This window comes from Thalassotalea ganghwensis (assembly GCF_053485795.1).
The window spans coordinates 25216-47548 of the sequence record NZ_JBQRUM010000021.1 but is presented as its reverse complement, the minus strand read 5'-3'; the positions used below and the strand labels follow the sequence as shown (position 1 = coordinate 47548).

The window sequence follows — 22333 nt, the reverse complement described above, 5'->3', positions numbered from 1 at the left end:
AAGGTTAAGGGGATGTTAAGGAGAATTTAACCCAATAATTTGAAAAATACTCATGAGCTATAAATTGAATATCGCTAAAGCATTTCCCACCTTAAATTAACAATACATTAGAAGCATCATCGCATTCATTATTTGGCAGATGGCGATTATCAAAAGAACAGCTTTAAGCTGCTTTCATCGTGCTTTGCATTTCAGACGGGTTTGTTTGAGCTTTAATAAAGCCATGACAACTGTTTCAAGTATTAGATATTTTTCATACCGGAGAATTGACCACTCTTCCTGATAGTTTTTTCCATCAATCTTTATTTTTCACATGCTTCTTGATTAATAATCACAGAACCACAGTCAAATGTTGTTATCAGATAAATGGGGTATAAAACGTATAACGAGAGAAAAGTTTAGATTGTACATACGCTAATCTCTCATTGAAGCTATACAGAAATACCAAAAAGAACTTTTTAAGCAATAAAGTAAGGAGTAAGTGCGGCTAAAACTCATTAATCACTTTCTTTTCGGGTGAATACCCACTCATTGCCTTTACTTAACTCTTCATTGAAACTATAACCAGCACTATCAAACGCTTTAAGCTGTTTAACATCGTCTATTCGGTTTTCAATAATATAACGAGCCATCAAGCCTCGCGCTTTCTTGGCAAAAAAGCTGATCATTTTGTATTGACCATTTTTCCAATCTTTAAAAGCCGGAGTAATAATGTCAGCACCAAGTTCTTTCTTCTTGACGGATTTAAAGTATTCATTAGAAGCTAAGTTTATTAACACATTGTCGCCTTGTGCTTCGAGCGCATGTTTTAACTTCTCTGTAATAATAGTGCCCCAAAATTGATAAAGATTATCACCACGAGGATTATCCAATTTAGTGCCCATTTCTAAGCGATATGCTTGCATTAAATCAAGCGGCTTTAGCAAACCATACAAACCTGACAAAATTCTCATGTGCTGTTGAGCAAAATCAAAATCATCATCAGTTAAGGTTTTAGCATCTAAACCTGTATAAACATCACCGTTAAATGCTAAAACTGCAGGGCGCGCATTATCGATGGTAAAAGGCTGTGACCACTCACCAAATCGAGCGGCATTTAGTCCAGCAATTTTATCACTTACACCCATTAAAGAACTGATATCAGCGGGCGACAATTTAGCGCAACGTTCGATTAATATTTCACTATGAGAAAGCAATTCAGGCTGGCTGTACTTTTTCGTAACCAAAGGTGATTCGTAATCAAGATTTTTCGCTGGAGAAACAACAAATAACATATGAGCATCCGAGAATAAATAGTGAAAAAAACGTACTATATCACAAGCGATATATAAAAAAATGAAACAAACTAAGCAAAAATGATGGTTGTACTTGCCAAATACGTTAGATTTGATACAACTATTGGTCTGTATCGCAATAACATTGAATATAGGCATTCATTTACCTTGTCATATTTCTAGCATAATAAAGCAATACACTTTTTCATGGACCTCAACTACAAGGCAAACTTATGGCTAACCAATTAGAACAATTAAAGCAAATGACCACTGTTGTCGCTGACACTGGCGACATAGAAGCTATCGCGAAGTTTCATCCTCAAGATGCAACCACTAACCCTTCGTTACTTTTAAAAGCCGCATCGCTTGCCAGCTACCAGCATTTATTAACCGAGGCTGTTGAATGGGCCAAATCCCAATCCTCTGGTGCTAAACAACAAGTCATTGATGCAGCCGACAAACTTTCAGTACTCATTGGCTTAGAAATACTTAAAATTATTCCGGGTCGTATTTCAACAGAAGTTGATGCAAGGCTGTCATTTGATAGCCAAGCATCAATCGACAAAGCCCGTAAGTTAATCGCAATGTACAATGAAGCGGGTATCAATAATGACCGTATTTTAATTAAATTGGCCTCAACATGGGAAGGTATCAAAGCCGCAGAACAATTAGAGCAAGAAGGCATTAATTGTAATTTAACCTTACTGTTTAGTTTTGCACAAGCGCAGGCGTGTGCTGAAGCTGGCGTATATTTAATTTCACCTTTTGTCGGTCGAATTTTAGATTGGTATAAAAATAAGTCCGGTAAAGATAGCTACCCTGCTCTCGAAGATCCCGGCGTGATTTCTGTTACCAAGATCTATAACTATTATAAAGCGATGGATTACAAAACCGTTGTTATGGGGGCAAGTTTTAGAAACAAAGATGAAATTTTAGCGCTTGCCGGCTGTGATCGCTTAACCATTAGTCCTCAGCTACTCGATGAACTCTCTGAAAGCAATGAAGACATCACTCGTATGTTAAACGAAACACAAGATGCTTTAGCTCGACCAGATATTATGACCGAAAGTGAATTTAGATGGGAGATGAATCAGGATGAAATGGCAACAGAGAAACTAGCGGAGGGCATTCGAAATTTTGCCATTGATCAAAACAAATTAGAAACCCAACTCGCTGAACTGTTATAGCCACTAGCGCGTGTTGCTCAATATACTGAAAACGTTTTTTAAACAAATAACTTATAGAACAACACGCCTCAAAACAAAACATATGTACAATTAAAAACTCCTAAAAGTAAATTCATCTTTTTGTCAAAAAATGATCATAAATTAGTTCTAATCTTTCAAATAATATGATATTAAAAAGATGCAGTTGTAAAAAAGGAGCATACCATGGATAAAATAGAAGAAATATTGAACTCTTTGGGTCAGCAATCTAAATCTAGTTCAACTAATAAAAAACGTAAATGGCGTGAGATAGAACAACTGAAGGAGAAGTTCCAACTAGAGAAGGAACTTAAAGCGTATGACGATTCTCTAGACTACATGCTGGATGAGTTTTAGCTAATTAAACGAATCTACCTAACTAAAAACCCAGTTTAAAACTGGGTTTTTTATTGTATTACTAAGCATTAGATTATCGAAAACTTATTATTAATATAAAAATTAAAAAACTGAATGATTGGCTTAGGGAACCCGCACGCTAGAATAAGCGTTTTTACTCAAAATAGACCACCTATCGCTCCATATAAAGACATGGAAGATTGTCGTTACTTTACCCAAAATGAGGTCTTCTATATTGGGCAAGCAACAGGCAATCACTGGCGTAAGGTATTTAATGTCTATGCTAAACTATTGTTTGAAATAGACTCAAATGGATACCAAACATGGCAAGAGCTTCGTGATCAGCGATTATTGCAGCCAGAGTGTGACCATAGCCTGTGCTTTTCTAAGCCAAGTGCTATTCCTGGTAATGATCATGTCCAAATTATCATGGGAAAAGGTTATGCCCAAGAGCTCTCTTTAGCGGAACAGTGTCAATGGCTTTCCCCTTACATTGCCATTAATGAAGCTTCTCGCACGTTGATAAGCCCCTATTTTGATTATCGCCAGCTTACTAATGAGCGTATTCGCCAGTTAGCAAAATTAGTTAACCGATTACTCAAGTGAAACTCTCGCACTTAGTGCAGGCCCAGTAAGTTTAACTTTCCCCTTAGAAAATAAGCGAGCTCAAATCGATAAAACTATGGCAGTCAACAATGACCATTTTTACTAACTCGCTTCTATTCTGAGCAAATTATTTTGTTCAAGCCACCGAGGATAGAAACGAATAGGGTTTGCAACCGGTTTTGCTAAATAATATCCTTGGGCGTACTGCATACCCAGTTGCCTTAATAGCTCATATTCTTCATAGCACTCTATTCCTTCGACAATTACCTGTGCTTGTGCAGATTGCGCAAGTTCAAAGATAGCTCGAAGAAATTTCCGTTTAAAGCTATCGGTATGGCACGATTCAACGAAATAACGATCTACTTTGACAATATTGGGCCTTAACTCACTCCACATTTTTAAACCTGAATAGCCAGCGCCTAAATCATCGATAGCAACATCAAATCCAAACTGACGATATTTAGCTAAGGCGACACTTAACATATCGGTATCAGGTAAAGGGTACTTTTCGCTTAGCTCTATGACGATGCGTTGACATGGTAAATTCGCACTTTCTACAAGCTTTTTGGTTTCACCTTGAGGATGTTTTTTATCAAGCAACACTAATGGGCTAATATTTAAAAATAGTTTTCCAGGCAGGCCGAGATAAGCAAAACGTTTGATTGCGGTATCACGACAAAGTATTTCTAACTCGGAAAGCAAGCCATACTCTGTAGCTTTTTGAAAAAGAAAATCCGGATGGAAAAATACACTATTCTCAGGACCACGAGTCAACGCCTCATAGCCTAGTATAGATTTATTGTGAATATCGAAAATAGGCTGAAAAACGGTTGTCACGGCCTTATTTTTCAGCAATAAATGTAATTGTCTAATCACTTGGGTCTCCTTATCTTCCAGAAGTGTAGAAGGCTAAGATGACAAACTTATGACAATTAGTGCGCTAAATTGGCTTTAATATCGCAATAACATATACCAAATACATTTAGCGCATTATTTACACAGTATACCAAGTGATGAATCTACTTCACTATATGTATAAATGGGTGATTTATTGATCTTCAGAGGTTTCAACGATATCACTTTCTTCTGCAGCTTGGCTGTCGTTTTGAGCAGCTTCAATTTCAATGCGATCGACACGTTGTAACCCCCGCGGTAACTTATTACCACGACGTCCGCGTTCACCTCGATAATGCTCAATATCAGAAGATTTTAAAGTAAGCTTTCGTTTACCTGCATGCAAGGTGACAGAGTCCTCAGGATAGAGCACTTCCAGTAAGGTAACAAACTCTTCGCGAGCTTTTGCTCTTGCCGACGAAATATTAATAATTTTATTACCCTTACCCTTACTTAACACAGGTAAATCCTTAACCGGAAAGACCAACATACGCCCTTCAGTGGTAATGGATAAGACCAGTGCTTTATCGATATCTTTGACGACTTTAGGTGTTTTTACTTTGGCATTGGCAGGCAAAGACAGTAAGGCTTTACCGTTTTTATTACGACTAACCATTTCAGCAAATGTACCGACAAAGCCATAACCGGCATCACTGCTAAGTAAAAACTTAGCATCATCCTCAGCCATAACACTGTGCTCAAAATTTGCACCAGAGGCTAAGCTAAATCTTCCAGTAAGCGGCTCACCTTGGCTTCGAGCCGTTGGCAATGTATGTGCATCCGTTGCAAAAGAGCGTCCAGTAGAATCAATAAAGACGACTGGACGGTTACTGCGCCCTTTCGCTGAGCACAAATAACTATCACCTGCTTTATAACTCAACGCTTGCGCTTCAATATCATGTCCTTTAGCGCATCGTGCCCAGCCTTTTTGCGAAACAACGACCGTTACCGGCTCACTAGGTACAAGATCTTTTTCTGATAACGCTTTAGCCTCATTTCGTTCTACCAATTTAGAACGGCGTTCATCACCATATTGCTCAGCGGCAGCGAGTAATTCCTTTTTAATCAGTGTGTTCATGCGCGCTTTTGAATTAAGGGTTTTTTCGAGCTGCTCTCGCTCCTTATTCAATTCATCTTGCTCGCCTCTGATCTTAATTTCTTCAAGTTTGGCTAATTGACGTAATTTAATTTCCAATATAGCGTTAGCTTGTATCTCGGATAAACTAAAGCGAGACATTAACTCTGCTTTGGCATCATCATAAGTGCGGATGATTTCTATGACTTCATCAATATTTAGATAAGCTATCAATAAACCTTCTAGAATATGAAGGCGAGCCAATACTTTATCTAAACGATACTGCAAACGTCGTCTGACGGTTTCGCGACGAAATACCAGCCATTCATTCAATATAGTTTTTAAATCTTTTACCGCTGGTTTGTTATCAAGCCCTATCATATTGAGATTAACTCGATAGTTTTTCTCTAAATCAGTCGTGGCAAAAAGATGTTGCATTAATTGCTCAATATCGACACGATTTGAGCGAGGCACTATCACTAAGCGAATCGGATTTTCATGGTCAGATTCATCTCGTAAATCTACCACCATCGGTAGTTTCTTTGCGGTCATTTGTGCGGCAATTTGTTCTAAAATTTTACCTCCTGACGCTTGATGAGGTAATGCGGTGATAACAACTTCACCATGCTCAATTTCATAGACCGCACGCATTTTGATACTACCGCGACCAGATTCATATAACTTAACGATATCTTCTTTAGAGGTAATTATTTCAGCATCAGTTGGATAATCAGGGCCTTGCACAAATTCAAAAAGTTCAGCTAATTCCGCTTTAGGGTTATCAACCAGATGCACACAAGCATTAGCGATCTCTCTCACATTATGTGGCGGAATATCGGTTGCCATACCAACAGCAATACCGGTAATACCGTTTAATAGAATATGCGGTAAACGTGACGGTAGATTCTTGGGCTCCTTCATGGTGCCATCAAAATTAGGAACCCAATCTACCGTTCCTTGACCAAGCTCAGCTAAGAGCACCTCACTGAATCGAGATAATCGCGCTTCGGTGTAACGCATTGCTGCAAATGATTTGGGGTCATCCGGTGCCCCCCAGTTGCCTTGACCATCAACCAAAGGGTAACGATAAGAAAAAGGTTGCGCCATCAAAACCATCGCTTCATAACAAGCAGAATCACCATGAGGATGGAACTTACCCAATACATCACCGACCGTTCGAGCTGACTTTTTATATTTTGCCAACGCCGATAGTCCAAGCTCTGACATTGCATAAACAATGCGACGTTGCACAGGTTTAAGTCCATCACCGATATGAGGCAAAGCCCTATCCATGATGACGTACATTGAGTAATTTAAATAAGCTTCTTCAGTAAATTGACGTAATGGTCGCTGTTCAACGCCATCTAAGCTGTATTCAAGTATATCTGACATGGAGATTTCCTACTCTAAAGCGCACTGCAGCTGTATGAGGGTTTAATTATTATTACGTTAGCTTATCTGATTCTCGAATAGGAGAAAACAGCTTTTAAATAAAAATATGTCTAAATGGCAATGTAGAGGTGATCTTTAAGAAGTTATCCTAATATAGAGACATTTTCAAAGAGCGCTGACCCTAATGATAACCAAGTGTTAAGTTACTCAGGGTTAACTTCGTGGTAACAGCACACTCGGTTTCTGCCTTGTTCTTTTGCGTGGTACATCGCTTCGTCTGCAGCATTAAGCAGTGCATCAAAATGTTTATCTACTTGGCTTAAGTTAGCAACGCCAATACTTACTGTAACTTGACGGGCTATATCCAATGCAGATAAATCATACTGCTCTACTTTCTCTCGAAAACGCTCGGCAAAAGCTTTAGCCTCTTCTAGGGTTGTACCTGGCAAAATAGCGGCATACTCTTCTCCCCCTATGCGTGCAAAATAATCACGTGAGCGGATCGTTTCTTGTCCTATTTGCGCGATTAATTTAATAACTTTATCTCCGGCATCATGTCCAAAGGTATCGTTAATTGATTTAAACATATCGATATCAAGTAAGATGGCACTTAATGAGGTTTTGTTCTTCAATGCATATTCAACTAGGTAATTCCCTTGCTCAAATAAACTTCGACGATTATACAAGCCAGTTAAAGCATCGGTTTTTGCCAAATTATGTAGCTTGCGGCGCACCTTGATTTGTCTCATGACTAAAACGACAAAAATCAAAAATAAGCATACCAATAAAATAATATTTCTAATTTCTGCCGTTTTTTTATTTTCCGCTTCTTTGATTTTAAGCTGTTTTAGCTCATTTTGACTTTCTAGCAATTGATTTTCTTTTTGCTTGATACTGGTTTCATACTTTTCGTTTAGCGCGATCATACGCTTTTCTTTTTCACTTGCGCGCCAAAATTGGTAGCGGTCCATATACGTTGCTTTGCTATCATAAGCCAATTGAAATTTTTCAAGTAGCGCGTAGTGATCACTCAATTTCAAATAAATATCAAAAAACCTTGGTGTATTTAATTGTTTATCCGCCATTTGATTTTCATAGCTGATAGCCTCATTCAACAACGTAATGACTTGCTCAGATTTTTGTTCTTTTTCTGCTAAGTAAGCCAATAAACGGTTCAAAATAAGGTGCTCAGCAGCGTTAAGGGATGGGGTATTCTCTATAAGTTGTTCAATATAAAACCGATCGAATACTTGGTCATTCTCCATCAACTTAACAAAACTTAACACTTTTGGCCGAATAGGTAATTCTTGAGTAATTTCTTTTTTTGGCGTTGCATCATCACTAAGCTTGTTTTCACCTTTATTGCTTTCATCGCTACCGCTAACCTCACCTTGAGTGATCTTCCAATAAGGTGAAAAACTTTTTAAATCTTGCGAACTGGCCATTGCACTATTAGATACAATCAACGCAAAGAAGATATAAACCAACGGCATTAGCTTCAGTCGGCTTTTTTGACCAATAGTATAGTGATAAGCATTTAAAAACATACTTGATTTTTCCCTAAACTTTTGGCTTTATAAAGCAATAAATCCGCCTCTTTTATAATATCATCGATATCTTTGTGCTTATCATTATCATAGCTAGCAACACCAATACTCACTGTCACTTTTTCTTGCACCAAAGCACTCCAATCGTGGCCACTAATTTCTCGACATAAACGGTTAGCAACTTCTACCGCTTGTTCTAAATTGGCATCAGGTAATAATGCAATAAACTCTTCGCCGCCAAAACGTCCAAATTCATCACTGCCACGCATCAGGGTATTAGAAAGCTCAGCAATACTTTTCAACACTCTATCGCCAGCTTTATGCCCATAATTATCATTAATTGCTTTAAAGTCATCAACATCGAGCATTAAAACACTGAGAGAGTCGGTACTTTCTCCAGCTTGACTATACATAAACTTACCTAGTTCCATTAGGCGACGACGATTAACGACACCCGTTAGGACATCAGTATGACTTAACTTTAATAACTGGCGTTGACCTCGAATGATCTTTATTAAAAACCAAGCAAGCAGCAGTATAACGACGACACTAAACGCAATGATAATATGTCGACTAGTTTGTTGATAACGAGCATCTTCTAATTTTATTGATTGTACTTTTTCCTGCTCGGCAAGAATTTGTTTTTGTAAATCAGCTTGCTCACTTTCATAACGCATACGCAAATCTTCCACCTCTTTATAATTTGAGCGATCGCGAATTTCAAAAGCAAACTCTAGGAATTGTTTTTGCGCATTATAAGCTTGTTGATAGCTTTCTTTTTTGTAATAAACTTCTGATTTTAAATACAACAAATCATATTTAGACCAGGTATTCACTAATTTTTCGTCTTCATTAATTAATTTTTCTAAATCTGACGCGGTATCTAGTGCTTCATCATATTTTTTTAATTCAAACAAAAAAAACGCTTTATTAAGGCCAAAGGTAAGTGGTGCTTCGTGACGCTCAGATTGCTGGGCATATTGCTCAGCAATTTGCATATAATGGTAAGCTGCCTCAGGATTACTATCTTCCTTTAAAATATAACTCCATGCTAAGCCACTGTATGCACTTGCAACTAATTCCAAATTACCAATTTCACTGGCGTGCTCAACAATTTCTTTGTTAATCGCTATCGCCTGCTCATAATTTTTATTCAACGCATGAAATTGTCCGATCATAAACAAGCTATTGTATGCGTAATAAATCTTGCCAGCTTTTAAGTAGTGCTCATAAGATTTTTGAAAAAAGTTTTTCGATTTTTCTTCTTCATATAAATAGCTATAAAGAATTCCAAGCTCGCTGTAAACATAACCTAGTAACTCGGCATCCTCTGTTTTACTGGCGATATTAAGTGCATCGTTAAAGACGATTAAAGCGCGATCAAACTTTTCTACTTGGTAATACATCGCGCCTAAATTGATAAGCCCAGTTGCAATATTTTTTTTATCTCCGACCGATTCAGCGATTTCCAGCCCCCGTTCATAATTTTGAATCGCTTTATCATAGTCACCCAAATTTTCAATAGCATAACCTTTGGCATAATAAAGTTCAGCGACGACTACATTTGGATGAGATAGTTTTTTAGCCTCATTCAACGCTTTGGTTGCAAGCTCTTTACTTTGTTGAAATTGCGACTGATCTGAATAAATTTCAGCCATCAATTTATAAAAAATCAAACGATTCTCTAACGGCAGGTTTTCCGCTTGTTCAGTAAACTTTTGAATAAAGAAGTAGGCTTCACGAGGATTAGTACTGCGCAATTTTTCAAGTTGCTCTGTAAACTGCGTAAACTCCCCCTTAGTTAACATTTCGTACGAATAAACTTTACATGAAATTAACATTAATATGCATAATAACAACGCGGTCAGTGAACGGGTCATTGTTATACGATAATAAGGCAATGGACTTTCCTACTCTAAAACAACTTGAAATTTAATACTTTTTATTAATATGATGCGATAGCATGGCTAATTTATCACATTTTTTGCCAGCAATATAATGAATAATTATGAGAAAATTACTGTTTATTTATTTTCCAATAACTGGCTTCAATTTTATGGCCTTGCGGGCTAATGACAAAGCAACCGTAATAGGGCTCACCGTATTCAGGCCTTGGGCCAGGTTTTCCGTTGCATTTAGCCCCAAGTGATAACGCTTTTTGATAGAAATCATCAACTTGAAGCATGTTGCTAGCCACAAAGCCAATGTGGGTACCATTACCCTGCGAAGCCTGTTGTCCGTCGTAGGGAATTTGCACCCAAAATTCTGGGTAATTTTTACCAAAAGCAAGTGCATGTTCGTACTCACTGACGAGTGAAATATCAAGTAACGCCAGAAGCGGTTGGTAAAATGCTTTTGCTTGCGCAATATTGTTAACGCCAAGGGAAATATGGCAAACGCTTCGCAAGAGTCGATGTTCTATCATTAAAAGTTTTCCTATTTATTTAGCGAGCCCCACGTATTTAACCAACTCTGCTGTCCGGTTAGCGTAGCCCCACTCATTGTCATACCAAAGGTACATTTTCACTTGCGTGTCATTAACAACCATGGTTGATAACGCATCTACGATAACTGAGCGAGGGTCGGTTTTATAATCAATTGAAACGAGTGGCTTTTCTTCATAACCAAGAATCCCTTTAAGCTCTCCTTGAGCTGCGGTCGCCATTAATTGGTTTACTTCTTCAGCACTTGTAGCACGATTAAGTTCAAACACGCAGTCAGTGATTGAGGCATTTGCTAAAGGTACCCTGACAGCATGGCCATTGAGGCGACCTTTTAATTCTGGAAAAATGTGAGTGATGGCGGTAGCAGAGCCAGTCGTAGTTGGGATCAAACTCATTCCACAGGCTCGCGCTCTGCGTAAGTCTTTATGCGGCGCGTCCAAAATTGTTTGCGTATTGGTAATGTCATGGATGGTTGTCATACTACCATGCTTAATACCAATGCTCTCCTGAAGCACTTTAACCACTGGTGCTAAACAATTTGTAGTACATGATGCAGCAGTCACAATAGAATGCCTAGCCGGCTCAAATAAGTGCTGGTTTACCCCCATTACTATGTTTAGTACACCATCTTCTTTTACAGGTGCAGTGACGACAACTCTTTTGACGCCTTGCGCTAAATAATCATTCAATTTAGCGGTTGATTTCATCACGCCTGACGCTTCAACAACGAGATCACAATCTTGCCAATTAGTCGCTGAAATTTCTCGATTATTAGTGACTCGTATTGCTTGTTCATCAATCATTATGGCGTCATTTTCCGAGGTCACCTTATGAGGCCAAATACCGTGTACGGAATCATACTTTAATAAGTGGGCAAGCGTTGCGGCATCACCATTGGGATCATTGATTTGCACAAATTCTAATTCTGGCCATAACCACGAAGCTCTAAGCACCAAGCGCCCCATACGACCAAAACCATTTATTCCAACTTTAATTTTCATTTAGCGCCCCTTAATTTATGTGCCACATTACAAAAAAAATAAAGTATATTAATTACCTAGTTAAAATGAAACGAAAAAGAACAAGAGATGACAAGATGATGAATAACTCTGCATGTAAAAGAAAACAATACACGTTCACTAAAACGCTATTAGCGCTATTACTTTTCACCCAAACATCCACAGTCGTTGCTTTTTCGGCAACAAACTTAAAAAATATCGAACCCAAAAAGAACTTTGAAAATGTGTCAGTGACGCCACTGTCTAGCTCCGCGCATAGCTCTGAGTTTATAATTTTTATTAAAGATGAAGTTAAAGCTCATTATCACCAAAACCATACTGAAGTGGTTTATATTCTATCGGGGGAAGCAGCGATGACCATGAATGAGCAATCATTTAATGTTTCTGCAGGCGATATGGTTAAAATTTTACCTGGTAGTATCCATGCAGTTAAGGTTTTGTCAAAAGAGCCGCTAAAAGTATTATCTATTCAATCACCTGAATTTTTAGGTAAAGATAGAATTTATGTTACCCCTTAATTCTACACCACGATAGAAAAAGAAGGCTTTAACCCTAAAGTTAAAGCCTTTTCGTTTAAAAAAGTAAATCTATACTTTTAATTTATTGCGACGTGTAGCCAAGCCCAATAGGCCTAAACCAAATAGCGCTAACGTGGCAGGAACTGGTACTTCAGTAACGCTAGGTGTAACATCAAAGCTCACTGGGCTAAATGAAGCTTGTAGTGAATTTTCATCGATATCGAATATGCCGGTATCGAAAATTCCAAAATCAATCGACTGAATACCTGCAGCTAATGCTTGAAATTGAATTGTCGCAAAGATAAAACTATCATTTTGTAACGATTCAAGAACAGAGAAGTCAGCTGAAATATCCGCATAGTCTTCTAAATATAACGTACCAGCGCTGCTATCATCAGCATATTGGTATGAGCCCAATCCATCATCAAATGCACCGCCAAAGCTGAAATCAATTAGGCTTAGGCTTGAGCTATCGAATAGTAACTCTGCAAATGCTGCACTGAGTGGTTGACCAAAATCACTAATAACAATGTTTGCTGTGACTGTGTCATTAACCTGATAGGTTGTATTATCAAGTTCTAGTTCAATTAATCCAGCAACTGATTGTTGACTTGCAAATAAAAGTGCTGCACAAAGTAATTTCTTAAACATTATATATTTCTCTCTTCTAAAGTTATAGTTGTTGGTTGTTGCATATTGGTTATTGCGCGATGGCGCAACGAGTTATGTCACATAACGCTGTCATTGCTCTAACATCACGACGGTTAACTTGATTATCACCATTAAAGTCATATTCAAGCCCTAAGTTTTCATTGTTACGTAACATGCCTTGGAACAAGTTAACATCACGTTTATCTACCGCTCCGTTTTGATCGATATCTTCAACTCGGAATGTTTGTTGCTGACAAGTACCATTTCCAGCGACAATACAGTCTAACCATTGGTCAAACTCATCATCCATACTAGTTCCCCAGTTCGCTAATATGTCGTCATAAGGCGTGAATTCAGGGATTTCAGGCGTTTCTGGCTCTGGCTCTGGCTGGCTGCCATCGTTAGGTTGTCCGCAAGTCCACACCCAATAGCCGCTACCGCTGTAACCATAATCTGGGCCATCGTCATACAACCATAACCAGTTGTTTTCTTCCGCCTCTGGTTTTGCTTTCCAACCCCAGTCAAATTCACAACCTTCATTACTCACTTGCGAACCGCCGCTATTATCTGCAACTTTCCGCGCTCGCAATGTTGGAAGTAATTCGTTATCAATTAAATTACGATGATTTTCCATCATAAAACGTGCGGCTAAGTAGCCCCAGTAATAAGTACGAGCGTTATTAGAGTTAGCGTATGTTGTTTGAAATAACTCACTTAACTTATAAGTTTTTTGAGGTGCAACTGCTAAAGCATTAGAATTATCATCAGGTTTTGACAAGTATTCTGCCAAACCTTCACCCCACCAAACCAAGTTTAACGGTGACTGATTAAAATCGCCCCACTGGTTATAACGACCGTCAAGATAGTGAATCAGCTCATGCTCTAAGTTCCAAATATCAAACTCTTCAGCCCAAGTATTTTGATGAGCAATAAAGCGTGCTTGATTTCCTTCAACACTCGGGTCACCTTCTAAATACATACCGCCATTGTCTGTTGACATCGGAAAGAAATCTGAACCGTATTTTTTGTATTCATTGCTATCCGCGAAAATAACTAACTCTAATGTCTCATTATAATCATCAGCTACAGGCTCACTTGGCGAAGTGCCAAATACGTTATGAAACTTATTTTCCACTTCGTCTAAAATAGTACAAGTAGTAGCTAAATCATTGGCTGCAATTTCACCTTGATACCTAATAGAGTAACTTGCATGACATTGATGAACGTTTGATAAAATTATTGCTTCCAAGTCGAAACTACATGCTTCACCATACAATTCGCAATTTGCGCTATCATATTCTTTGACCATGTTGCTCGCTCTAACCCAGCCATTACTGCCCGTTCCTTCAAATTCGTAAGTAGATAAAATAGTTTGGATCGTTGGACGAACCGACTCAGCAATAATGCCACCATGCATTAGCATGCGTCCCAACTCACCGACAGTATCTGTCCATTGATACTCTCGAGTGTGGCCAATCAACCATACCCCATCAGTTGTCACAAATTTAATCAAGTTGTTAATTATTTCAGGCTCTGCGAGCAAGGCCTCTTTAGTCGCCTGTTGTTCATAGGCATTTCCATTAAACAACTGAGTTAATAGGCCCGATACCGACTGCTCCTCGTAATTTTCACCCCATCCATTGACTCTAGAAACGCTATTTGCGTATCCAAGTAAAGCCTCGGAGAAACGTTTTAGGTAAGGTTGTCTTTCAGTACTTGAGCTATTAACTAAAATTAACATCTCGTACTTGATCATAAAGTTACGCGAAGTTGCCCCCGTAAACTCTACAAAGTGCTCACCCGCAAAATAACTGTCAAATGCTTGTTTTAAGCCATTCATATAAGCAGTCGAAAATGTACGACCATCTTCTACCCAATGCATGGCACGAAGATACATGATCAGTTTCTCTAGCTCTTGCGTTTGTTGCATGTCTTGAGCATCATAATTTACTAATGCATCATTAATGGCTTCTACAACCGTTATTAAATTTGAATCAGAAAAAATCGGTTGACCTTTTAATGCATTGTCAAAAAAACCATAGATACATTGAGACAAATTGCCAGCTTTAATGCCTTCAACAAGCTCTTGTCCCGTTAAAGAAATAAGCTCAGACGTAGCAGTACAACCTTGAGCCGCATCTTGAACGGAAGACACTGCAACACTTTTAGCTCGGTTAAATTTTGAGGTATTTAACGTTGGACTATGAACGTTATGCTTTTCTAAATTATGATGCTGCAAGCTTAGCTTTTGCATCTCAACATATTGTTTGGGCGACATTATTTTTGGTGGGCTAATGTGCTTATGATAGTCAGGCTTTACATGTGTCAAACTTTTAAATTGTTCAAAAGATTTGACGTTATCTGGTCTAATTGACTCACCAGCGCCCGCACCACCGGCGTAAACTACAGTTAACAAGGTGCTAAGAGTCAGTAACTTTTTATTTATTTTCATTATATTCTCTCTAGTTCTCTGGTGCTTAATAAAAAAATCACAAAAAAATCATGATAAGTTAACACTAAAGCAACATTACAATAACCCAAAACGATTATAATGTATACAATATATATTATCTTTTTTGGATAATTGTTTAAGTTATTGATATTAATTTGATATTTAATGCGAGGTATATAAACTAAGCATCAGAAGCTGGAGTTCAATTAAATCTTCTGTTTGTTAATCAACTTTATGACCAGTCGTACGTTAACTTTCTATAATTTCTATCTTTCTATGTGCAAGTTTAAATAATTTTTTGGCGGGCGGAGGGCGCTTCCTTGCGATAACGTTAGAACAAAATATAGGGTTATTCTTTGATGCCAATTTTTCTTAAAATCGACATCATTAAACACCATTTGGTAAACGCACTCTGTAATAAGTTAACGCCGATAAATGCAGTAAACCAAAGCCAGTTGGTAGAATAAGTACTGGCAAGATATAATGAAATTAATATCATCGTGCCTGCTATCATTCGCAGCGCTTCGTTAACATTCATAATAACCTCAACAATTAAGTAGAATTAATGCTCATTATATTAGAAGTAACTAATCAAGTAAAACCTAATTTAGCATATATCAATATATAGTATTAAAAGTGACTCTGTTATCACCTTAAGGGTTAAAAAAAGAGAGCAGCTGCTCTCTTTTTTCAAGGGTAATCGAATTTCACTCAGATTATAGCTCTACTTTATCGCCTTTTTCTTGCAACCATTCTTTGCGATCACCACTGCGCTTTTTCGATAACAACATGTCCATTAGTTCCATTGTTTCGCTATGCTCATCGACAGTAAGTTGCACCAATCTTCGGGTATTAGGATCCATGGTAGTCTCGCGTAATTGCAACGGATTCATTTCACCCAGACCTTTAAAACGCTGAACATTCACTTTACCTTTTTTCTTTTCAGCTTCGATTCGATCTAAGATCCCATCTTTTTCTGCTTCATCTAACGCGTAAAAAACCTCTTTGCCGACATCAATACGATAGAGCGGCGGCATAGCGACATACACGTGACCCGCTTGTACAAGCGGTAAAAAGTGTTGAGTGAATAATGCACATAGTAAGGTCGCGATATGCAACCCGTCAGAGTCAGCATCGGCTAGAATACAAATTTTACCATAACGTAACCCTGATAAATCTTCATTGTCAGGGTCTATGCCTAAGGCTACCGAAATATCATGAACCTCTTGAGAAGCCAGTATCTGTCCTGAATCAACTTCCCATGTGTTTAGGATCTTGCCTCGAAGCGGCATAATCGCTTGAAATTCACGATCACGTGCCTGCTTGGCACTACCTCCCGCTGAATCTCCCTCAACTAAAAATAATTCGGTACGGGTAATATCTTGACTACCACAATCAGTTAATTTACCCGGTAAGGCAGGTCCTTGCGTGACTTTCTTACGAATAATTTTTTTGCTGGCCCGCAAACGACGTTGAGCATTTGAAATACAAAACTCTGCCAGTGTTTCTGCTATCTCGGTGTGCTCATTTAGCCAAAGACTAAAAGCGTCTTTAACGACACCAGTCACAAATGCCGCGCATTGACGTGAAGATAATCGCTCTTTCGTTTGACCAGCAAACTGTGGGTCTTCCATTTTTACTGACAAGATATAAGAGCATTTATCCCAAATATCATCAGGTGTTAACTTAACGCCTCTTGGAATAAGGTTTCTAAATTCACAAAACTCTCGCATTGATTCGAGTAAACCTTGACGAAGGCCATTAACATGTGTGCCTCCCTGTATCGTTGGGATCAGGTTAACATAACTCTCCCCTACAGATTCCCCTCCCTCAGGCAACCAAGTTACCGCCCAATCAACAGCTTCATTATGCGAGCTAAATGCACCAATAAATGGCTGCTCAGGCAAGGTCACATATTCTTTTAATGATTCTTTTAAATAGTCGCACAGGCCATCTTCGTAATACCAATGATATTTAGTATTATCATTTTTATCATGAAACTTTATCGATAGGCCTGGGCAAAGTACCGCTTTTGCTTTTAACAAATGAATTAGGCGTTTGACTGAAAATTTTGCTGAGTCAAAATACTTAGCGTCAGGCCAAAACTTAACGCGTGAACCGGTGTTACGTCGTCCAACCGTCCCCGTTTCTCTGAGCTCTTCTACTTTTTCGCCATGTTCAAATGCCATTTCATAAACTTTACCATCGCGTTTAACCGTGACATCTACTCGCGTTGATAGTGCGTTAACCACAGAAATACCAACACCGTGAAGACCACCAGAAAATTGGTAATTTTTATTCGAAAATTTACCGCCAGCATGCAGCTTACAAAAGATCAGTTCAACGCCTGAAACACCTTCTTCGGGATGAATATCAATTGGCATCCCTCGACCATCATCAATAACTTCCAAAGATTGGTCTTTGTCGAGAATAACGGTAATATTTTGAGCATGGCCCGCTAATGCCTCATCAACAGAGTTATCAATAACCTCTTGACCTAAATGGTTGGGTCGGTTGGTATCGGTATACATGCCTGGCCTGTGGCGAACAGGATCTAAACCACTGAGGACTTCAATAGACTCGGAATTGTAATTTTCACTCATAAAGTTTTCTGATAGTTATTATTAGGACGACGTGTTACAGCTTAAAAAAATCTGCAATGCGAGGCAACATTTCTTCAAAGTTAATAAAGCTATGGTCACCACCTTGTTGGACAATTAACTCACAATCTTGGTATTTTGTCACGGCTTGTTGATAATCTAACACTTCATCACCTGTTTGCACCATCACTAAATAGTGTTGCTGAGTAATTTGTTGTTGCTCAATACGTTTTAATTGCCCAATAAAATCATCAGTGACTTGATACACTTCCTGTGTGTAAGGGTTTACTTGTTCACCTAGGTAGTCTGCAAGCAGTTCAAAAGGTTTGACCGCAGGGTTAATGATAACCGCTGGTAGCTGATACTTTTCACTTAAATACGTCGCAAAGTATCCACCTAATGAGGAGCCAACAACCCCCCAACGCCCTGCAGATGAATTGATTATTTTATCAAATTGCCTAATCGCAGTATCGGGAGTCGTTTCAATTTGTGGGCAGGACACATTAATCTTAGGATAATTTTCTCGCAAAAACTGAAGAGTAAGTTGTGCTTTAAAAGATAACGGGGACGAATTAAAGCCATGCAAATATAAAATATTATCGATCAATTAATCTCTCGCTAAAAAGTGGGTTGTTGAGGCTACCTGCCCATTTGAAAACAATTCATAAACATTAAAAGCGGGTCCAAGGCCACTGTTTTTCACTGTATCCGCTGCTTTGTCAAACTGTATAGATGTAGCAGGACAAGAAACCACAGGTATTTGGCCACATCCAGACGCAACCATCGTGGTGATCGCATTGTGTACATGGCCACAGACAATTTGTTTAATTGATGGGAATTGCTCTACCCATTGCCAAAATTCATCTTTATTGGTTAACCCATGACGGTCGATAAAATAATTGACATCAACAGGATGATGATGCATCACCAATAACTGATGCTTGTTGGGTGCAAAGCTTTTACCAAGTAACTCAAGTTGTTTTTGCTCAACTGTCCCACTAGGTGTCCCACTTTTGGAACTCAATAAGGCAATTTGCCAATGTGCTAACTCTATTAGTGAAGAGGATACAAACGGGATTGATGATAAATAACGGGTTAACAGTTCAGGCTCATCATGGTTACCAGTAACATAATAAATAGGCACCTTGATTTGATGTTTTTTAATAATATCGACAAAATGTTGATATGCTAATTCACTATGATCTTGACTCAAGTCACCGGTAAATACGATTAAATCGACCGTTGATAGTTGACTAATTTTTTCAATGACCATTGACAGATTTTGATAAACATTAGCCCCATGGTGCAATGTGCTTGGGTCGGCAAATAGATGAGTATCTGAAAATTGTACGACAGTAACGGCAGTGTTCATTGGTAGGTTATAACGATTAAATGGGTTAATAATTCATGGCTAATTTAGTTTGACCGTGCTCTAAACTCAACTGCAGCCATTCTTTTAGAAATTCATTGATTTGCTGCTTTTCATCAGGCAAATGCATATTCGCATTAGGGTAATCATAACGAGGCTGAATTCTGTTAATGTCTTGGTTACTAATCACTTCAGCCATTCTGGCATCATGATATAAGCGCACAACCATTTTCGGGCTAATACAACGAGAATGATGGTTACTTTTGAATAATGGTTCACAGCGTTGGCTTAAGGTAACTAAAGAGGTATAGCGCGTCACCTCATTCACTTCTACTTCATAAGATAAAAAATCGGAAATGAAAAATTCACGACACTCCCCGACCTGCTCTTTGTCAGCAAGTAAGCGAATCAGCATCATGTAATTTACTTCGCATAATGTCATTAAGCTCGGTAAATGTGGGCGATAATCCCGTCGATTCATTTCTGATAATACTCATTATTTCTGATCATGCTAGGTAGCGATGATAATTTAATTGTAGCCATTGTAACCCAATAACGGTGGCAGCATTAGTAATTTTTCCTTCAACCAATAGCTGATAAGCTCGTTCGCGTTTTAATTGATGCACCAATATATCTTCATGCTCCTCATCTAAACCGTAAACCCCGCCAGCGTGCTGACTGTCAACCAGTCCCAAATACAAGTGAATTTGCTCCGACATTCCGCCAGGACTAGAAAAGTAGTTCATTATCGGAACAAGATTTTCGCTAACCAAGGTTAAATTTGCTTCTTCTTTCGCCTCTCGTATTGCAACGTCAACAGGGCTCTCATCTTCAGAAAACATTCCTGCGACAAATTCTAATAACCAAGGTGTGCGATCTGTCCGGATGGCGCCCGGACGAAACTGTTCGACCATGACCAAAGTGTCCGTTTTTGGGTCATAAGGAACAACAACAACTGCATCACCACGCTCAAATATTTCACGAGTAATCAACTCACTCATGCCGCCTCGATATAATCGATGCTGAAACTGATACTGCTCAAGTTTAAAAAAACCCTGATACTTTACTTGCTTGTTCTTTAGCTCAAAATCATGGTGATTAAACCGTAAGAGCTGTTGCGTTTTTTCATCCATTTTTAGTCAATCATCTTAATTAGCGGTGAAAATCACCGAGATAAAGGGTTAGCATAAAATATTTTGTTACACTAGAATAGCTTAGTTTATAGATTATGTATTTAGCTAGCTGAGTAAAACGATTAGGATATAGGGCTATTATAAAAGCCGCTTGAGCGTTATTACTCATAAAAAACTTGTCGGCAAGACAACATTCAGTGGACAGCTAATTACCGCTATACCGGTTAAGTTAAAATAATGGCAGGGTAATTGCTTACTCTGGCAGAACAACGTTAGAAATCATACGTTTTAATTGACCTATGTTTTTCAAACTAATAACGCAAAAAAAATATAATACCGACAATGACACTAAAGGATTTGTTCTAACATGAAAAAAACTGTTACTTCTTTATTTATTGGTATTGTTTGTGCCGCAAACAGTACATTCACTTTCGCAGAGGACCTACTCTCGGTTTACCAACAAGCGAAACAAAACGATCCCGTTGTCTTGAAGGCTCATGCTCAGTATCTCGCAGCAAAAGAGGATATTGATCAAGCAAGAGCTCGCCTACTTCCACAGTTAAGTGCTTCCGGTTCGTATCAAGAAACCGAAGCTGATAACGACTTTTTTATCCAAAATGATAGAGAAGAAGAGAACATGACATTGTCTGCGACCCTTTCAATGCAACTCTATCATCATGATACTTGGTTGAACCTCGATAATGCTAAAAAATCAGCCCATCGCAGTGATATTTTTTATCAAGTGGCTAAACAAGATTTGATCGTTCGCGTGACTCAAGCATATTTTAATGTCTTGAGTGCCAAAGACGATTTAGACTTTGCTAAAGCAGAAAAGAAAGCGATTGAGCGCCAGCTTGAACAAACGAAGCAACGTTATTCAGTTGGTCTAACCGCGGTAACCGATGTACATGAAGCACAAGCACAATTTGATAACGCAGTTACTGCAGAGATACGAGCTGAAAATGCCGTATTTAATGCCGAAGAAGCGTTGCGCGTTATTACCAATGTTTATCCTCGCGACTTAAATATCTTAAATACAGAAACTTTCAGTGCATCGCGTCCTGTGCCTGACAGCGCTAATGAATGGCAACAAACCGCTGAAACCAAAAACCTTGATTTAATTGCACAAAAAATCTCTGTTGATATTGCGAAAGAAAATATTAACATCGCCCGTGCTGGCCATTACCCGAAATTAAGCTTAGAAGGACGTTACAGTACTTCTGATACGGATTACCTACTTAATGATCCCGTGGTCAGCAATACTGTCGATAGCCAGTCAATTGGTATTAGTTTATCGGTGCCAATTTATAGTGGTGGAGCAGTTTCAAGCGCGGTACGTCAACAACAAAATAATTACGTTGCCGCTAGCCAAGATTTAGCTAGAACACATCGCGACGTTGTTCGCAATGCACGTAACTCATACAACACAGTTATTGCAGCTGTCTCTGGTATCAAAGCTTTAGAGCAAGCAGTGATCAGTGCTGAAAGTGCATTAGAAGCAACCGAAGCAGGATTTGAAGTGGGTACACGTACCATTGTTGATGTACTTAATAGTACACGCAACCTTTATAATGCAAAACGTAACTTATCATCAACCCGCTATGATTATGTTCAATCGATATTGGCGCTAAAACGTGCAGCCGGTACGATTAGCGAGCAGGACTTAATGGACATAAATAAAGGTTTACAAGCAAGCGAGTAACGATTTACGCGGTATCTACACTTTCTTAATTAAGGGATCCAATTTAGGTCCCTTTTTTATCGCCCTCATCTCACAAGGCCTTTTTATTAAACTAC

20 protein-coding genes are annotated in these 22333 nt (G+C 38.6%); 5 read left to right on the top strand and 15 right to left on the bottom strand.

From position 1 onward, the window contains the following. Nucleotides 1–497: 497 nt before the first annotated feature. Nucleotides 498–1274, bottom strand: a complete 777-nt coding sequence (gene yaaA, locus ACSLUH_RS17345) for a peroxide stress protein YaaA (RefSeq protein ID WP_448569337.1) — start codon at nt 1272–1274, stop codon at nt 498–500. A 233-nt stretch (nt 1275–1507) separates the two neighbouring features. On the opposite strand from yaaA, the gene tal reads away from it, so the two are divergent. The 3 genes from tal (at nt 1508) to ACSLUH_RS17330 (ending at nt 3442) form a co-directional block, all read left to right on the top strand. After that, nucleotides 1508–2461 (top strand): transaldolase, encoded by a 954-nt coding sequence (gene tal, locus ACSLUH_RS17340; RefSeq protein WP_448569335.1) that lies wholly within the window; start codon nt 1508–1510, stop codon nt 2459–2461. A 204-nt stretch (nt 2462–2665) separates the two neighbouring features. Further along, complete coding sequence (locus ACSLUH_RS17335) at nt 2666–2836, top strand: DUF3545 family protein (protein ID WP_448569333.1); 171 nt, start codon at nt 2666–2668, stop codon at nt 2834–2836. 114 nt (nt 2837–2950) lie between these two features. Next, nucleotides 2951–3442, top strand: coding sequence for a DUF6942 family protein (locus tag ACSLUH_RS17330; RefSeq protein ID WP_448569331.1), 492 nt, complete (start codon nt 2951–2953; stop codon nt 3440–3442). 102 nt (nt 3443–3544) lie between these two features. Here ACSLUH_RS17330 and ACSLUH_RS17325 read toward each other — a convergent pair whose 3' ends face one another. The 6 genes from ACSLUH_RS17325 to ACSLUH_RS17300 all read right to left on the bottom strand — a co-directional run bounded on the left by ACSLUH_RS17325 (nt 3545) and on the right by ACSLUH_RS17300 (nt 11795). After that, entirely contained in the window at nt 3545–4318 is a 774-nt protein-coding gene (locus tag ACSLUH_RS17325) for an EAL domain-containing protein (RefSeq protein WP_448569329.1), read from the bottom strand. Nucleotides 4319–4490: 172 nt separating this feature from the next. Further along, nucleotides 4491–6803 carry a DNA topoisomerase IV subunit A gene (gene parC, locus ACSLUH_RS17320; RefSeq protein ID WP_448569327.1) on the bottom strand — a complete coding sequence of 771 codons (2313 nt, stop codon included), beginning with the start codon at nt 6801–6803 and terminating at the stop codon, nt 4491–4493. 203 nt (nt 6804–7006) lie between these two features. Next, on the bottom strand, nt 7007–8350 hold the full coding sequence (locus ACSLUH_RS17315) for a GGDEF domain-containing protein (RefSeq protein ID WP_448569325.1): 1344 nt from the start codon (nt 8348–8350) through the stop codon (nt 7007–7009). After that, entirely contained in the window at nt 8341–10158 is a 1818-nt protein-coding gene (locus ACSLUH_RS17310) for a GGDEF domain-containing protein (protein WP_448569323.1), read from the bottom strand. Before ACSLUH_RS17310 ends, ACSLUH_RS17315 begins: the two co-directional genes overlap by 10 nt. A gap of 209 nt (nt 10159–10367) precedes the next feature. Further along, nucleotides 10368–10775 carry a VOC family protein gene (locus ACSLUH_RS17305; RefSeq protein ID WP_448569321.1) on the bottom strand — a complete coding sequence of 136 codons (408 nt, stop codon included), beginning with the start codon at nt 10773–10775 and terminating at the stop codon, nt 10368–10370. A gap of 15 nt (nt 10776–10790) precedes the next feature. After that, nucleotides 10791–11795, bottom strand: a complete 1005-nt coding sequence (locus ACSLUH_RS17300) for an ArsJ-associated glyceraldehyde-3-phosphate dehydrogenase (RefSeq protein WP_448569319.1) — start codon at nt 11793–11795, stop codon at nt 10791–10793. Nucleotides 11796–11890: 95 nt separating this feature from the next. On the opposite strand from ACSLUH_RS17300, the gene ACSLUH_RS17295 reads away from it, so the two are divergent. After that, nucleotides 11891–12331 (top strand): cupin domain-containing protein, encoded by a 441-nt coding sequence (locus ACSLUH_RS17295; protein ID WP_448569317.1) that lies wholly within the window; start codon nt 11891–11893, stop codon nt 12329–12331. 69 nt (nt 12332–12400) lie between these two features. Here ACSLUH_RS17295 and ACSLUH_RS17290 read toward each other — a convergent pair whose 3' ends face one another. The 8 genes from ACSLUH_RS17290 to ACSLUH_RS17255 all read right to left on the bottom strand — a co-directional run bounded on the left by ACSLUH_RS17290 (nt 12401) and on the right by ACSLUH_RS17255 (nt 20536). After that, nucleotides 12401–12982, bottom strand: a complete 582-nt coding sequence (locus tag ACSLUH_RS17290; RefSeq protein WP_448569315.1) for a PEP-CTERM sorting domain-containing protein — start codon at nt 12980–12982, stop codon at nt 12401–12403. Nucleotides 12983–13031: 49 nt separating this feature from the next. After that, entirely contained in the window at nt 13032–15434 is a 2403-nt protein-coding gene (locus ACSLUH_RS17285) for a collagenase (RefSeq protein ID WP_448569312.1), read from the bottom strand. 349 nt (nt 15435–15783) lie between these two features. Then, nucleotides 15784–15972, bottom strand: coding sequence for a YgaP family membrane protein (locus tag ACSLUH_RS17280; protein ID WP_448569310.1), 189 nt, complete (start codon nt 15970–15972; stop codon nt 15784–15786). 178 nt (nt 15973–16150) lie between these two features. Beyond that, nucleotides 16151–18037, bottom strand: a complete 1887-nt coding sequence (gene parE / locus ACSLUH_RS17275; RefSeq protein ID WP_448569309.1) for a DNA topoisomerase IV subunit B — start codon at nt 18035–18037, stop codon at nt 16151–16153. A 34-nt stretch (nt 18038–18071) separates the two neighbouring features. Further along, complete coding sequence (locus ACSLUH_RS17270; RefSeq protein WP_448569307.1) at nt 18072–18641, bottom strand: YqiA/YcfP family alpha/beta fold hydrolase; 570 nt, start codon at nt 18639–18641, stop codon at nt 18072–18074. Beyond that, a complete protein-coding gene (locus ACSLUH_RS17265; protein ID WP_448569305.1) occupies nt 18642–19406 on the bottom strand; it encodes a metallophosphoesterase in 765 nt (254 codons plus the stop codon). It lies immediately after the preceding gene. Nucleotides 19407–19431: 25 nt separating this feature from the next. Further along, nucleotides 19432–19884 (bottom strand): DUF1249 domain-containing protein, encoded by a 453-nt coding sequence (locus tag ACSLUH_RS17260; RefSeq protein WP_448569303.1) that lies wholly within the window; start codon nt 19882–19884, stop codon nt 19432–19434. A gap of 25 nt (nt 19885–19909) precedes the next feature. After that, nucleotides 19910–20536, bottom strand: a complete 627-nt coding sequence (locus tag ACSLUH_RS17255; protein ID WP_448569301.1) for an NUDIX domain-containing protein — start codon at nt 20534–20536, stop codon at nt 19910–19912. A gap of 367 nt (nt 20537–20903) precedes the next feature. Between ACSLUH_RS17255 and tolC the strand changes: the two genes are divergently transcribed. Further along, a complete protein-coding gene (tolC, locus tag ACSLUH_RS17250) occupies nt 20904–22238 on the top strand; it encodes an outer membrane channel protein TolC (protein WP_448569299.1) in 1335 nt (444 codons plus the stop codon). Nucleotides 22239–22333 lie beyond the last annotated feature (95 nt).